The following is a 15,254-nucleotide window of genomic DNA, read 5'->3' on the forward strand; positions in this document are numbered from 1 at the left end:
GCGCGTCCTCAGGCACACGCCCCGGACCACGACCCGGACCACGACCCGCACCACGACCCGGGGCGGGCGACAAAGGAAGTGACCCACGGCCGCTGATCGGGGAGCATGGTCGCTCGTGGGTCACGTGGATGTCGCAGGTGTCAGGTACGAGCTCCCCGACGGGCGGGTGCTGCTCGACGACGTGTCGTTCCGGGTGGGCGAGGGCGCCAAGGTCGCGCTGGTCGGCGCCAACGGCGCGGGCAAGACGACCCTGCTGCGCATCGTCACCGGCGAGCTGACCCCGCACGCGGGCGTGGTGACCCGCTCGGGCGGGCTCGGCGTGATGCGGCAGGACGTCAAGGCCGGGCTGCGCGAGGGCGCGACCGTCGCCGACCTGCTGCTCAGCGTCGCCCCGCCGCGGGTCCGCGAGGCTGCCGCGCAGGTGGAGCGGCTCGAGCTGGCGCTGATGGAGACCGACGACGAGGCCACCCAGATGCGCTACGCCGAGGCGCTCTCGGAGTACGCCGACGCCGGCGGGTACGACGTCGAGGTCACCTGGGACGTGTGCGCCACCGCGGCGCTGGGGGTCTCCTACGACCGCGCGAAGTACCGCGAGCTGGCCACCCTGAGCGGCGGCGAGCAGAAGCGGCTGGTGCTCGAGTTCCTGCTGCGCGGGCCCGACCAGGTGCTGCTGCTCGACGAGCCCGACAACTACCTCGACGTGCCCGGCAAGATCTGGCTCGAGGGCCGCATCCGCGAGTCCGACAAGACGGTGCTGATGATCAGCCACGACCGCGAGCTGCTCGACAACACCGCCACCCGGGTGGTGACCGTCGAGCTGGGCAGCGGCCACGGCGTCGGCAACAGCGTGTGGACCCACCCGGGCGGCTTCTCCTCCTACCACCAGGCGCGCACCGACCGGTTCGCGCGCTTCGAGGAGCTGCGCAAGCGCTGGGACGAGGAGCACGCCAAGCTCAAGGCGCTCGTGCTGCGCCTGAAGATCAAGGCCGAGTACAACGACGGCATGTCCAGCCAGTACCGCGCCGCCCAGACCCGGCTGCGCAAGTTCGAGGAGGTCGGCCCGCCGACCGAGCAGCCGCGCGAGCAGCAGGTCGCGATGCGCCTCAAGGGCGGGCGCACCGGCAAGCGCGCCGTGGTCTGCGAGCAGCTGGAGCTGACCGGGCTGATGAAGCCCTTCGACCTCGAGGTCTGGTACGGCGAGCGGGTGGCGGTGCTGGGCTCCAACGGCTCCGGCAAGTCGCACTTCCTGCGGCTGCTGGCCGCCGGCGGCACCGACCCCGACGTCGAGCACCGCCCCGTCAGCGAGGTGCCGGTCACGCCGGTGCCGCACACCGGCAAGGCCAAGCTCGGCGCCCGGGTGCGGCCCGGCTGGTTCGTGCAGACCCACGAGCACCCCGAGCTGGTCGGTCGCCCGCTGCTCGACATCCTGCACCGCGGCGACGGCCACCCCGACGGGCGCCGCGGCCTGGGTCGGGAGCAGGCCGCGCGGGTGCTGGACCGCTACGAGCTCGCGCACGCCGGCGAGCAGACCTTCGACTCGCTGTCGGGCGGCCAGCAGGCGCGCTTCCAGATCCTGCTGCTCGAGCTCTCGGGCGCCACCCTGCTGCTGCTCGACGAGCCCACCGACAACCTCGACGTGCAGTCGGCCGAGGCGCTCGAGGAGGGCCTCGAGGCGTTCGAGGGCACCGTCCTGGCGGTCACCCACGACCGGTGGTTCGCCCGCGGCTTCGACCGGTTCCTGGTCTACGGCGCCGACGGCGAGGTCTACGAGTCGCCGGGGCCGGTGTGGGACGAGGGCCGCGTGGTCCGGTCGCGATGAGCGGCCCGCTGCGCATCGAGCCCGTCGACCCGTACGACGACGCGGCGTTCGACGCCTGGCACGAGGTCTACCGCGCCTCCCAGCACCACGGGCGGCCCGCCGCGGCGGTGACGGCGTGGACCCGCGAGGAGATGCGCGCGGCGCTGCAGCGGCCGGGTCGCCGCACCTGGGCGGGGGCCTGGCTGGGCCGCGTCGACGGCGAGCCGGTCGCGACCGGCCACCTGCAGACGCCGCTGCTCGACAACCTGGCCCAGGCGCAGCTCTCGATCGACGTGGCGCCGGCCCACCGGCGCCGCGGGCACGGCTCGCGGATGCTGGCGCACCTGGGCGCCGAGGCCGCCTCGCGGGGGCGCGACCTGTGGATCGCCGAGGCCAGCTGGCCGATGGGCGCCCCGGTGGACGGGGCCGGGGAGCCCGGGCCGTCGCTGCTGCGCGGCCACGGCTTCGGGCTCGGCCTGGTCGAGGTGCTGCGCGTGCTCGACCCGCTGCCCGACCCCGACCACCTGCGGGCCCTGGCCGCCGAGGCGGCGCCGCACCACGCGGCGTACGAGGTGCGGTCGTTCGTGGGCCGGGTTCCCGACGACCTGCTCGACGACTGGGCCCGGATCACCGCCAGCCTCAACACCGAGGCGCCGGTGGGCACCCTGAGCCTCGAGGCCGACGTGGTCGACCCGGCGCTGGTGCGCGAGGAGGAGGAGCTGCTGGCCCGGCAGGCCCGCACCCGCCACGCCACGGTGGCGCTCGGCCCCGGGGGCGGGGTGGTCGCCTACACCGAGATCGTCACCACCGAGCACGAGCCCGGGCTGGCCTACCAGTGGGGCACGGTCGTGGACCGCGCCCACCGCGGCCGCCGGCTCGGGCTGGCGCTCAAGGCCGCCAACCACCTGCTGCTGCACGAGCAGGTGGCCGACCTGCGGATGGTGCGCACCTGGAACGCCGAGACCAACACCCACATGGTCGCGGTCAACGACGCCCTGGGCTACCGGCCCCTCGAGCGGTACGGCGGGTTCGAGCGCCGCGCCTGACCCGTGCGGCGACCCGGCCCAAATATCGCAGTGACCCGGCCCGGATCTCGCAGTGACCCGGCCCGAACCTCCGGGGCGGAGGTTCGGGCCGGGTCGACGCGAAGTTTGCGCCGGGTCAGCGGGAGATCTGCGCCGGGTCAGCGCGAAGTATGCGCCGGGTCACGAGGTCTCGGCGTCGGTGTCGAGCTCGAGGTCGACGCTCTGCTCCTCGCCGTCGCGCACGAAGGTCAGGGTGACGGTGTCGCCGGGGCGGTAGGAGCGGATCGTGGCGACCAGCGAGTCGGAGCCGGTGATCATCGTGTCGTCGACCCGGACCACCACGTCGCCCGGCTCAAGGCCCGCGTCGCCGGCCGTCGAGCCCTCGCCCACCTCGCGCACCAGCGCACCGATGACGGCCTCGGCGCCGCTCTGGCCCTCCGCGGCGGTCGCGTCGCTGACCGAGATGCCCAGGCGGGCGTGGGTCGGGGTCTCGCCCGCGGCCATCTGCTCCACGATCGGCAGCACCTCGTCGATCGGGATCGAGAAGCCCAGGCCGATCGAGCCGCCGCTCGCGCCCGAGGTCGAGCCCGAGGTGCGGATGGAGGAGTTGATGCCGACCACGTGGCCGTTGGTGTCGACCAGCGGGCCGCCGCTGTTGCCGGGGTTGATCGCCGCGTCGGTCTGGATGGCGGGGTAGATGGTGGCGTCGCCCGAGGCGTCGCTGGCCACGCCCACGGGGCGGTCCAGGGCGCTGACGATGCCGCTGGTGACGGTGGCGTCGAGGCCGAAGGGGGAGCCGATGGCGACCACCTCCTGGCCGACCCGCAGGTCCTCGGAGCTACCGATCGTCGCGGGGGTCAGGCCCTCGACACCCTCGGCCTGGATGACCGCGGTGTCGGTGAGCGGGTCGGCGCCCAGCACGGTGGCCGTGGCGCGCGAGCCGTCGTCGAAGGAGACCGTGATGTCGGCGCCCTCCCCGGCGGCCGCGATCACGTGCTCGTTGGTGAGGATCTGCCCGTCGGAGGAGAGCACGATCCCCGAGCCCGAGCCACCCTCCTGGCCGCTGCTGACGTCGATGCGCACCACCGAGGGCAGCACCGTCTCGGCGACCTGCTGCACCGAGCCGGGCTCGGCGTCGCTGACCGGGGTGTCGACGACCTGCGAGGTCTGCACGCCCGAGGGGGAGCCGGTCCCCGCCCCGTCGTCCTCGAGGGCGCTCCACGTCGCGGCGCCGCCGAGACCGGCCGCGCCGCCGACGACCAGCGAAGCCGCCACCACGGCAGCGGCGAACCCCTTGCGCCCCCGCGCAGGCGGGGCTGCGGGCGCAGCGGCGTACGCCGGCGGGACGACCTGCTGGGTGGCGGTCTCGTCGTCCGGCGCCCAGGTCGGCTGCGGGCCGAGGTCGTAGGCGCTGGTGTCGTCGTACGGGCCGTGCCCGGTCGGGTGCTCGGGGTCGCGGGGAGTCTCGTTCATGCTCCCCATGGTGCCGACCGCGGCTGTGAGCCACCTGAGACCCCGCTGGACGCGCGGCAAGAACTGAGACGATCCAGCACACCTCTTGATGGGCCCTGTGGGCTCGGTCACACTCGGCCCCATGACTGCCACCCCGACCGACACCTCCACTTCGGCCACCCCGGGCACCTCGGCCACCGGCCCCGCGCCCGGTCCGACGCCCCGCTTCGTCGACGACCGCCTCGCCCACTGGGCGGCCACCAAGCCCGACGAGGAGGCGATGAGCTACCTGGGCCGCAGCTGGACCTGGGCGCAGTGGGACGAGCGCGTACGCCGCTGCACCGGCATGCTGGCCGGGCTCGGGGTCGGCCGCGGCGACGTGGTGGCCTTCCTCGACAAGAACCACCCGGCCTGCGTCGAGCTCAGCCTCGCCGCGGGGGCGCTGGGGGCCGCCAACGCGATCATCAACTTCCGCCTCGCCGGGGAGGAGATCGACTACGCCGTCAATGACTCCGGCGCCAAGGTGCTGCTGGTCGGCTCCGAGCTCAAGGGCCAGATCGAGCAGATCCGCGACCGGCTCACCGGTGTCGAGCACGTCATCGAGGTCACCCCCGAGGGCGGCGACGACTCAGGGCCCGACGACTACGAGACCCGCCTGGCCGCGGCCACGCCCACCGGACGCTCCGCCGACGTCGAGCCCGACGACACCTGCCTGGTGATGTACTCCTCGGGCACCACCGGGCACCCCAAGGGCGTGATGCTCACCCACGCCAACATGATCGCCCACACCATCAACTCCCACGACGGGTGGGGCTTCGAGCCCGGCGACAAGTCGATGGTCGCGATGCCGCTCTTCCACGTCGGCGGGTCGTCGTACGTGCTCTTCGGGCTGCACGACGGCATCCCCAGCATCATGACCCGCGACCCCGACGGCGCCTCGCTGGCCGGGGCGATCCTGGCCGGCGCCAACCGCACCTTCCTGGTGCCGGCCGTGCTCGCGCAGGTGCTGCAGTCGGGCCCCGACGCGATCAAGCTCTTCGGGGCGCTGAAGACCTACACCTACGGCGCGGCCCCGATGCCGCCGCCGCTGCTGCGCGCGGCGATGGAGGCCTGGCCCGACACCGACTTCATGCAGGTCTACGGCCTGACCGAGGTCTCCGGCGTGGCCACCCACCTGATGCCCGAGGAGCACCGCACCGCGATCGCCGACGGGCACCCCGAGCGGCTGGTCTCGGCCGGCCGCGCGGTGCCCGAGGTGGAGGTGCGCATCGTCGACCCCGCGACCCTCGAGGACCTGCCCACCGGCGAGCACGGGGAGATCTGGCTGCGCACGCCCCAGCTCTTCAAGGGCTACCTCAACCGCCCCGAGGCCACCGCCGAGGTGATCACCGAGGACGGCTGGTTCCGCACCGGCGACATGGGCAAGGTCGACGCCGACGGCTACGTCTTCGTCGAGGACCGCCTCAAGGACATGATCATCTCGGGCGGGGAGAACATCTACAGCCCCGAGGTCGAGCGGGTGCTCGCCGAGCACCCGGCGGTGATGGAGGTCGCGGTCATCGGCATCCCCGACGACACCTGGGGCGAGTCGGTCAAGGCGGTGGTGGCGCTCAAGGAGGGCGCCTCGGCCACCGAGCAGGAGATCATCGACCACTGCCGCGAGCACCTCGCGCACTTCAAGTGCCCCAAGAGCGTCGACGTCATCGAGATGCTGCCGCGCAACCCGACCGGCAAGATCCTCAAGCGCGAGCTGCGGGCGCCGTACTGGGCCGACCGCGACCGGGGCGTCTGACCCGCCGACGACCGCTGACGACGGCACCGCCCGAGGGCCCGGTCCTCGGGCGGTGCCCGGTTCGTCGACGCGGCGGTAACGGCTCCTCCACAGCCGTCCCGCGCCCCCTCCCGGGCCCCTAGCGTCGGGGCGGGGGTGCCGAGCGGCGCCCCCCGGAGGCGGGGGGCCACCATGCTGCGACACCATCACCAGCTCGTACGACGCGGCGCCCGGGCCACGGGCGCGAGCCTGCTGGCCGGGGCCCTCGCGGCCGCCGCGATGATCGCCCTGCCGGGCTCGTCGGGCGCCGCGGCCGGCGCCGGCGGGGGAGCGGCCTGCGAGACGCTGACCCACCCGCTGGGCGCGGCCACGCCGTACACGGAGTTCGTCGAGACCCACGGCACCCGCGGCTCGGAGTCGGAGGGGGCCATCGCCTACGGCGGTGACCTCGCCGCCAGCGGCATGACCGTCGGCACCCGGCTCACCTCCGAGAAGACCGCCCCCACGCTGGTCGTGGCCGGCTCCCACGGCCAGTGGTTCAACCTCCAGCGCGGCAGCGCCTGGGTGGTGCCCCGCAGCGGGGTCAACTTCAACGGCGGCGGCACCTACCTCGACGCCAACCCCGTCGACGTCCCGGCCGCCTTCGTGGGGCTGCGTGCCCTGGCCGCACGGATCGCCACGACACCGAGCACCGCCACGGTGCTGGAGAACAACGAGATCAGCGCCCAGCCCAGCCTGGTGCTGCGCGGCACCGACCCCGTCCTCAACGTCGTGCGCCCCACCGCGGCACAGCTCGCCTCCGGGCGCAACATCGGCTACGACGTGCCGGCCGGCTCGACGCTGCTGGTGGTCGTCGACGGCGCCGACGTCACCGTCCGGGGCCAGGTCTGGGTGCGCGAGCCCGGGGGCTGGCAGCAGGCCAACGACTCGACGATGGCCACCCGCCCCGGGGTGCTCTGGAGCCTGGCCGGCGCCTCGCGGGTGACCCTCGACATCGGCAGCGCCTGGGGCGGCAGCATCCTGGCCCCCGCCGCCCACGTGGTCGTCGCCCGAGCCGGCCACACCATCGGCCAGGTGCTGGCCCAGCGGTTCAGCTCCGCCTTCGAGACCCACCAGCGGCTGTTCTCGGCCGCCCTGTGCCTGCCGCCGACCTCCCCGCCGACGACGCCCACCACGGCACCGCCGCCCACCCCGGAGCCGCCGGGCACGACCGACGTCACGCTGACCAAGACCGCGTCCGCGACGTCGGTGCGCGGCGGCGGGCGGACGTCGTACACGCTCACCGCCCGCAACCTCGGCACCGCGACGGCGACCGGGGTCGTGCTCCGCGACCCGCTGCCGGCGGGGGTGACCCTGGAGTCCGCGAGCCCCGGGTGCTCGGCGGCCGCGGGCGTGGTGACCTGCCAGGTCGGTGACCTCGCGGCCGGCGCCACGCACGGCGTGCGGCTCGACGTGCTCGTCGACCCGGTCGCCGGGTCCGGGCGCACCGCGCACCCGCAGGCCCACCACCACCTGACGCCCACGAAGCAGGAGGTGCACGTCGACCTCGAGGCCGGGCAGACCCGCTCGGTGACGCTGGGCTGCCCGGGCGGCATCGTCTCCGACGGCGCGGTCCGCGTCGACCACGTCGACCAGGGCACCGGCACGCTCGCCGACGTGCGGGTGCTCTCGGCGCGGAGCACGGGTGTCGGGACCTGGAAGGCGGTCGTGCGCAACGACGCCGCCGGCCGCGCCCAGGCCAAGGCCTTCGGTGTCTGCCTGCCCGGCAGCACCGAGCCCGCCGACCGGCAGACTGGGCACGCCGACGGCCACGCTCACGACCTGGTCGCCGACACCGCGCTGGTCACCGAGACCCGGGCCCTGGCGCCGGGACGGCACAGCACCCGGCTGACCTGCCCCGCGGCGACCACGCCCGTGGCCCCCGGCCACGACCTCTCGGGCGGCACCGCCCGGCTGGTGGCCTCCGAGCCCACCGCGACCGGCTGGCGCCTCGACGTGCTGGTGCAGGAGGCGACCACGCTGACCGCGTCGGTGCGCTGCCTGCGCACTGCCACCACCGCCGCGCAGGGCCACACCCACCAGCTGCGCACCACCCACGTCGAGCGCCGCGTCGTGGTGCCGGCCGGGGCGGTGGTCGAGGAGCAGGTGGTCTGCCCCGACGACGCCAAGGGCGTGGTGGCCACCTTCGACCTGCCCGACGGCCTGGTCGGCCTGGGCCACGACCCGCGGCTCAAGACCCGCGCCTTCCGGCTGCTCAACCCCACCGGGTCGCCGCAGGAGGCGCTGCTCGACCTGGTCTGCCTGCACGACCGCACCGAGGTCGAGACCCCCGGCACCGACGAGCCGGCCGAGCTCGTCAACACCGCCACCGTCAGCTCGGCCTCGACCGACGTCGACTTCACCAACAACGCCGCCTCCGCCACCCTCACGGTGCTCCCCGGCCGCGCGACCCTGGCGCTGCCGCGCACCGCCGGCGTCAGCGGGCGCACCCTGTCGTTGCAGGTGCTGAGCTCGCTGCCGGGCGCGGCGCGGGTCACCGCGACCGCCCCCGGTGCGAAGGGCCGGGTGGCCCGCGGGCGCGTGCGGCTCGACCCCGACCGGCCCCGCGCGAGCGGCGTACGCCTGACGCGGCTGGGCCAGCGCCTGGTGCGGGCCGGCGAGGCCGACCGGCTGCGGGTCACGGTCGTGCCGACGAAGGGCCGCAAGGCCCGAGGCACGCTCGCGCTGGGAGGCTCCTGACCCCGGGTGCGGACCGTGCTCAGACCGGGAGCCCGAGCCCCCGCAGGTCGAGGCGCAGCGCCTCGGCGGCGGTGAAGACCAGCCCGGTCATCCCCAGCGCGCAGGCGGCCGCCACGTTGTCGGCGCGGTCGTCGACGAAGACCAGGTCGGCCAGCGGGCGCCCGGTGCGGGCCACCAGCAGCTCGTAGACCCGCGGGTCCGGCTTGGCCAGCCCCTCGGTGCCCGAGACCACGACGTCGTCGAGCAGCGCGAGCACCTCGAACATCCGCGGGGCGTGCGGGTAGAGCTCGTGCGACCAGTTCGTCAGCCCCCACTGGCGTACGCCGCCCGCGTGCAGCTCGCGCACCAGGTCGCTGCTGCCGGGGACCTCGCCGACCAGGGAGGCGGGGAAGTGGGCGCGGTAGGCGCGGGCGTGCTCGAGCCAGTGCGGGTGGCTGCGCGCGACCGCGGCCTCCGCCTCGTCCCACGACAGCCCCGAGTCGGGGCCGTGGTTGTAGGCGCGGAAGTCGAAGTCGTCGGCGGCCAGGAAGCGTGCCGCCTCGTGCTCGCCGACCCCGGCGGCGATCGCCCGGGAGGCGTCCCAGTCGATCAGCACGTTGCCCAGGTCCCACACGACCCCGGCCCCCACGTGGGGGACCGGGGTCGTGGCAGGACCGTGGGTGGGGCTCAGGCCCACCGCTCCGAGGCCGGGGTGAAGTCGAGACGACGCTCACCGGTGTAGATCTGCTTCGGGCGGGCGATCTTCTGCTCCTTGTCCTGGACCAGCTCGAGCCACTGCGCGAGCCAGCCCGGGGTGCGCCCGATGGCGAAGAGCACCGTGAACATCTCGGGCGGGAACTGGAAGGCCTCGTAGATCAGGCCAGAGTAGAAGTCCACGTTGGGGTAGAGCTTGCGGGAGATGAAGTACTCGTCCTCGAGGGCGATCTTCTCCAGCTCCTTGGCGATCTCGAGCAGCGGGTTGACCCCGGTGACCTCGAAGACGTCGTCGCAGGCCTTCTTGATGATGGTGGCGCGCGGGTCGTGGTTCTTGTAGACCCGGTGGCCGAAGCCCATCAGCTTCTCGTTGCCGTTCTTGACGCCCTCGATGAAGGCCGGGATGTTCTCCTTCGTCCCGATGCGCCGCAGCATCCGCAGCACCGCCTCGTTGGCGCCGCCGTGCAGCGGGCCGTAGAGGGCGCCGATGCCGGCCGAGACCGCCGAGTAGGGGTCGACCTGCGAGGAGCCCACCGAGCGCACCGCGTTGGTCGAGCAGTTCTGCTCGTGGTCGGCGTGCAGGATGAACAGGATGTCGAGGGCCTTGACCAGGCGCTCGTCGGCCTCGAACTTCGACTCGCTCATCTTGAAGAGCATCGAGAGGAAGTTCGCGGTGTAGGAGAGGTCGTTGTCGGGGTAGATGTAGGGCTTGCCCTGCGCGTGGCGGAACGACCAGGCGCCCAGCGTCGGCATCTTCGCGATCATCCGCACGATCTGCATGTGCCGGTTGTCGGGGTCGGAGATGTTGCGCGCGTCGGGGTAGAACGTCGACAGCGCCCCGGTGGAGGCCATCAGCATGCCCATCGGGTGGGCGTCGTAGCGGAAGCCCTGCATGAAGGTCTTGACGTTCTCGTGCACGAAGGTGTGGTAGGTGATCTCGTGCACCCACGCCTCGTACTCGGCCTTGGTCGGGAGCGCGCCGTGGATCAGGAGGTAGGAGACCTCCAGGAAGTTCGACTTCTCGGCGAGCTGCTCGATCGGGTACCCGCGGTACTCGAGGATGCCCTTCTCACCGTCGATGTAGGTCACGGCACTGCGGCAGGAGGCGGTGTTGACGAAGCCGGGGTCGTACACGGCCAGGCCGGGAGTCTCCTCGTCGGCCTTGATCTTCCCGATGTCGGCGGCCTTGATGGAGCCGTCGGTGATCGGGACGTCGTACTCCTGTCCGGTGCGGTTGTCACGGACTGTCAGAGATTCGGTCACGCTTCGCGACTTTAGCCCGCGTCCGCAGCGAGTGTTAACCCGGTGTCCGCGGAGCGGGCCCGGTCACGCATTTGGCCGTACGCCGCGCGCCGCCGTAGTCTTACCGGTCGCGACCCCTGCCGCGCCCCGACGTCCTCGTCGAGGTGCTGATCCGGACGTGAGCCGAGCCCCACCCAGACCACTCGTGGTCCGGGGCTGGTCGGTGCGAACCGGGCCGTGTTCGTCAGAGGCCGTGCTCCACCACCCCGCCGAGCAGCTCGACGGGGACCAACGAACGAAGAGAGTAGATCAGCCGTGCGTACCTACAGCCCGAAGCCTGGGGACATCCAGCGCGAGTGGCACGTCATCGACGCCACCGACGTCCGCCTCGGACGCCTCGCCGTCCAGGCCGCGACCCTCATCCGTGGCAAGCACAAGCCGACCTTCGCCCCGCACGTCGACGGTGGCGACTTCGTCGTCATCATCAACGCCGAGAAGGTGTCGCTCTCGGGCGACAAGGCGACCAAGAAGATGGCCTACCGCCACTCCGGCTTCCCGGGTGGTCTGTCCGCGACGCCGATCGGTGAGGTCCTGGAGAAGGACGCTCGCCGGGCGATCGAGATGGCCGTGTGGGGCATGCTCCCCAAGAACAAGCTGGGCCGCCAGATCCTGAAGAAGCTCAAGGTCTACTCGGGTCCCACGCACCCGCACCAGGCCCAGCAGGCCGTCCCGTTCGAGATCAGCCAGATCTCCCAGTAATCGTCGTCGTCGAGAAAGACTGAGTGAGGAACATCGTGGCTGAGACCACCGAGAACGAGAACAGCACCGAGGTCGAGGAGACCTTCACCCCCGACGAGCAGGGCGTCGCCTACAGCTCCGAGAGCGCCCCGAGCGCCGAGGCTGTCGCCGAGCGTCCCGCGACCATCGCCCCCGGCGCGGCCACCGGCCGTCGCAAGGAGGCCGTGGCCCGCGTGCGCATCGTCCCGGGCACCGGCGTGTGGACCGTCAACGGTCGCACCCTGGACTCCTACTTCCCCAACAAGCTGCACCAGCAGGTCGTCAACGAGCCCTTCGCTGCGCTGCAGCTCGAGGGCCGCTTCGACGTCATCGCCCGCATCCACGGCGGCGGCATCACCGGCCAGGCCGGCGCGCTGCGCCTGGGCGTGGCCCGCTCGCTCAACGCGATCGACGTCGAGGCCAACCGCGCGACGCTGAAGAAGGACGGGCTGCTCACCCGCGACGCCCGCGTCATCGAGCGCAAGAAGGCCGGTCTGAAGAAGGCGCGCAAGGCGCCGCAGTTCAGCAAGCGCTGATCCGCGAGGACGCGTGAGCACTTCTGTGACACGCCTCTTCGGCACGGACGGGGTCCGGGGTCGGGCCAACGGTGTCCTCACCGCTGGCCTGGCCCTGGACCTTTCCGTTGCTGCGGCGCGCGTGCTGGGTGACGCCGGCGAGTTCGAGGGCCACCGGCCCCGGGCGGTCGTCGGGCGCGACACCCGCATCTCCGGCGAGTTCCTCGAGGCCGCCGTCGTGGCCGGGCTGGCCTCGGCCGGTGTCGACGTGCACCTGGTCGGCGTGCTGCCGACCCCCGGGGTCGCGCACCTGACCGACGTGCTCGACGCCGACCTGGGCGTGATGATCTCCGCCTCGCACAACCCGATGCCCGACAACGGGATCAAGTTCTTCGCCCGCGGGGGCCACAAGCTCGACGACGCCCTTGAGGAGCAGATCGAGGCGCGCCTGCACGCCGACGAGCCGCTGCCCACCGGCGCCGACGTCGGCCGCGTGCACCCGCACCCCGAGGCCGTGCAGCGCTACGCCGACCACCTGGTCGCCACGGTGCCCGCCCCCGACGGGGCCCGCCCGCTGGCCGGGCTCCGGCTGGTGCTCGACTGCGCCGAGGGTGCGGCGTACGACGCCGGGCCGCGCGCGCTCGAGGCGGCCGGCGCCACCGTGGTCGCGATCCACGCCAGCCCCGACGGGCTCAACATCAACGACGGCTGCGGCTCCACGCACCTCGAGCCGCTGCGCAAGGCGGTCCTCGAGCACGGCGCCGACGCCGGCTTCGCCCTCGACGGCGACGCCGACCGGATGCTGGCTGTCGACGCCGCCGGCGACGTGGTCGACGGCGACCAGGTGCTGGCGATCCTGGCGCTGGCCGGGCGCGAGACCGGCTCGCTGGTCGACGACACGGTCGTGGCGACCGTGATGAGCAACCTCGGCTTCGTGCAGGCCATGGAGGCCGCCGGCATCACCGTGGCGCGCACCAAGGTCGGCGACCGCTACGTGCTCGAGCAGATGCGCGCCTCGGGCTTCGTGCTCGGCGGCGAGCAGTCGGGCCACGTCATCATGAGCCGCCACGCCACCACCGGCGACGGGCTGCTGGCCACGCTCCACGTCGCCGCCCGGATGGCCGCCACCGGTCGCTCCCTGGCCGACCTCGCCGGGGTGATGACCCGCCTGCCGCAGGTGCTGGTCAACGTGCCCGGCGTCGACAAGGACCGCACGGACGACGAGGTGCTCGCCGCCGCCGTCGCCGAGGAGGAGGCCGTGCTGGCCGGCTCCGGGCGGGTCCTGCTGCGCGCCTCCGGCACCGAGCCGCTGGTGCGGGTGATGGTCGAGGCCCCCTCGATGGAGCAGGCGCAGGGCGTCGCCGACCGGCTCGCCGGCGTGGTGCGCGAGCGGCTCTCCCTGGCCTGAGAGCCGTCACCCGCGATACCCCGGGTCGCATCTAGTCACCCCTGCTGATTGGGTGGGCGCATGATCGACGCGCCACCGCTGGTCCTCGAGGGGCTGGGCAAGAGGTTCGGATCGGTGCAGGCGGTGGAGGACCTGTCCTTCACGGTCGCACCGGGCCGGGTGACCGGGTTCCTGGGTCCCAACGGCTCGGGCAAGACCACCACGCTGCGGATGCTGCTGGGCCTGACCAGGCCCACCACCGGCCGGGCGCTCGTGGGGGAGCGGGCGTACGCCGAGCTGCCGGTGCCGGGCGCCGTCGTCGGCGCCGCGCTCGAGCCCGGCTTCCACCCCGGGCGCACCGCCCGCGGCCACCTGGAGGCGTGGGCGCCCCAGGTCGGGGCCAGCCGGGCGCGCTGCCGCGAGGTGCTGGCGATGGTCGGGCTCGACCAGAGCGCCGAGCGCCGGGTCGGCGGCTTCTCCCTCGGCATGCGCCAGCGCCTGGGCCTGGCCGCCGCGCTGCTGGCCGACCCGCCGGTGCTGGTGCTCGACGAGCCCGCGAACGGCCTCGACCCCGAGGGCATCAAGTGGCTGCGCGGGATGCTGCGCCACCTCGCGGCCGAGGGGCGCACCGTCCTGGTCTCGAGCCACGTGCTCGGCGAGGTGCAGCACACCGTCGACGACGTGGTCATCATCGCGCAGGGCCGGCTCGTGCACGCCTCCCCGCTCGAGGGCCTGGCCGCGCTCGCCGAGCCCCGCACCTACGTCGAGTCGCCCGAGGTCGAGCGCCTCACCGGCGTGCTGGCCGAGCAGGGCTGGGCCACCTCACCCGGCGCGCGAGGGGCCACCGGCGTGGTCGTCGAGGGGGTCGCCGCCGCCCGGGTCGGCGCCGCCGTGCACGCCGCCGGCCTCGAGCTGCACCAGCTCACCTCGCAGGGCACCGACCTCGAGGACGTCTTCTTCCACCTCGTCGAGCAGGCCGGCGACCGCCGCCAGCCGCAGGAGGTCGTGGCATGAGCACCCCGCAGCGGCTGCGCGTCGCCCTGGTCGCCGAGCACCGCAAGCTCGTGAGCACCCGGATCTGGTGGATCCTCGCGCTCGCGATGGCCGCCTACCTCGCCTTCGTCGGCGGCGTGCTGGCCCTCAGCGCCACCGTCACCCCGCCCGGCGAGGGCACCCCGCAGCTCACCGGCATCGACGCCGCGCTGTCGACGTACGGCGTGCTCAACGCGATCGGCTACGTCTTCCCGCTCGTCGTCGGCACCCTGGCCGTCACCACCGAGCACCGCCACCGCACCATCGAGCAGACCTACCTCGTCGAGCCGCGCCGCGGTGTGGTGCTGGTGGCCAAGCTGCTCGGCACCGTGCCGGTGGGGCTGCTGCTCGGCGTCGTCGGCACCGCCGGCCTGGTCGCCACGGCCGCGCCGGTGCTGGCCTGGCAGGGCGACGGCGCCTTCCTCACCAGCGGCCGCGTCTGGGAGACGCTGCTGCTCGGGGTGGTCGTCACCGCGCTGTGGGCGGTGCTGGGCGCGGCGTTCGGAGCCGTGCTGACCAACCAGGTCGCCGCGATCGTGGTGGTCCTGGCCTTCACGCAGTTCGTCGAGCCGATCGCCCGGGTCGCGCTCGCGGCCTTCGAGTCGCTCTCGGGGGTCTCGGCCTACCTGCCCGGTGCCGCCGCCGACGCGGTCGTGGGCGCCAGCTTCTTCAGCGGCTTCGGCGGTGCCGACCTGCTGCCGCGCTGGGGCGGCGCCCTCGTGCTGCTGGCGTACGTCGCAGCACTGGCGCTGGTGGGCTGGTGGCGGGCCCGCTCCAGCGACGTGGGCTGACGCTCAGCGCGGCGCTCCTCCACAGGCGGGGG

General features: G+C 73.6%; 12 protein-coding genes. 9 read left to right on the forward strand and 3 right to left on the reverse strand.

Annotation, left to right across the window (positions count from 1 at the left end; all coding sequences use genetic code 11):
* Positions 1-115 precede the first annotated feature (115 nt).
* A complete protein-coding gene (locus H0S66_RS11360; protein WP_179615488.1) occupies positions 116-1,819 on the forward strand; it encodes an ABC-F family ATP-binding cassette domain-containing protein in 1,704 nt (567 codons plus the stop codon).
* Positions 1,816-2,844: a GNAT family N-acetyltransferase gene (locus H0S66_RS11365; RefSeq protein ID WP_179615489.1), complete on the forward strand. Its 1,029-nt coding sequence runs from the start codon at positions 1,816-1,818 to the stop codon at positions 2,842-2,844. The genes H0S66_RS11360 and H0S66_RS11365 overlap by 4 nt, the downstream gene beginning before the upstream one ends.
* Positions 2,845-3,003: 159 nt before the next feature.
* Here H0S66_RS11365 and H0S66_RS11370 read toward each other — a convergent pair whose 3' ends face one another.
* The gene (locus H0S66_RS11370) at positions 3,004-4,296 is read right to left on the reverse strand and encodes a S1C family serine protease (protein WP_179615490.1); all 1,293 of its coding nucleotides are present in this window, start codon (positions 4,294-4,296) and stop codon (positions 3,004-3,006) included.
* A 121-nt stretch (positions 4,297-4,417) separates the two neighbouring features.
* Here H0S66_RS11370 and H0S66_RS11375 point away from each other — a divergent pair, with 121 nt between their 5' ends.
* Positions 4,418-6,067 (forward strand): long-chain-fatty-acid--CoA ligase, encoded by a 1,650-nt coding sequence (locus tag H0S66_RS11375; RefSeq protein WP_179615491.1) that lies wholly within the window; start codon positions 4,418-4,420, stop codon positions 6,065-6,067.
* 171 nt (positions 6,068-6,238) lie between these two features.
* Positions 6,239-8,785 carry a collagen-binding domain-containing protein gene (locus tag H0S66_RS11380; protein WP_179615492.1) on the forward strand — a complete coding sequence of 849 codons (2,547 nt, stop codon included), beginning with the start codon at positions 6,239-6,241 and terminating at the stop codon, positions 8,783-8,785.
* Positions 8,786-8,804: 19 nt separating this feature from the next.
* Here the strand turns inward: H0S66_RS11380 and H0S66_RS11385 are convergent, their stop codons facing one another.
* A complete protein-coding gene (locus H0S66_RS11385; protein ID WP_258016869.1) occupies positions 8,805-9,461 on the reverse strand; it encodes an HAD-IA family hydrolase in 657 nt (218 codons plus the stop codon).
* Complete coding sequence (locus tag H0S66_RS11390) at positions 9,452-10,741, reverse strand: citrate synthase (protein WP_179615493.1); 1,290 nt, start codon at positions 10,739-10,741, stop codon at positions 9,452-9,454. Before H0S66_RS11390 ends, H0S66_RS11385 begins: the two co-directional genes overlap by 10 nt.
* 294 nt (positions 10,742-11,035) lie before the next feature.
* Between H0S66_RS11390 and rplM the strand changes: the two genes are divergently transcribed.
* Genes rplM through H0S66_RS11415 form a run of 5 tightly spaced genes read left to right on the forward strand, consistent with a single transcriptional unit; the run spans position 11,036 to position 15,222 of the window.
* A complete protein-coding gene (rplM, locus tag H0S66_RS11395) occupies positions 11,036-11,479 on the forward strand; it encodes a 50S ribosomal protein L13 (RefSeq protein ID WP_179615494.1) in 444 nt (147 codons plus the stop codon).
* Between the two features lie 32 nt (positions 11,480-11,511).
* Complete coding sequence (rpsI, locus tag H0S66_RS11400) at positions 11,512-12,033, forward strand: 30S ribosomal protein S9 (RefSeq protein ID WP_370463662.1); 522 nt, start codon at positions 11,512-11,514, stop codon at positions 12,031-12,033.
* Between the two features lie 25 nt (positions 12,034-12,058).
* Positions 12,059-13,420: a phosphoglucosamine mutase gene (gene glmM, locus H0S66_RS11405; RefSeq protein WP_179617340.1), complete on the forward strand. Its 1,362-nt coding sequence runs from the start codon at positions 12,059-12,061 to the stop codon at positions 13,418-13,420.
* Between the two features lie 60 nt (positions 13,421-13,480).
* A complete protein-coding gene (locus H0S66_RS11410; protein WP_218876295.1) occupies positions 13,481-14,413 on the forward strand; it encodes an ATP-binding cassette domain-containing protein in 933 nt (310 codons plus the stop codon).
* Positions 14,410-15,222, forward strand: coding sequence for an ABC transporter permease (locus H0S66_RS11415; protein WP_246305138.1), 813 nt, complete (start codon positions 14,410-14,412; stop codon positions 15,220-15,222). Before H0S66_RS11410 ends, H0S66_RS11415 begins: the two co-directional genes overlap by 4 nt.
* Positions 15,223-15,254: the final 32 nt, after the last annotated feature.

Source organism: Nocardioides marinisabuli (assembly GCF_013466785.1).
Lineage (GTDB): Bacteria > Actinomycetota > Actinomycetes > Propionibacteriales > Nocardioidaceae > Nocardioides > Nocardioides marinisabuli.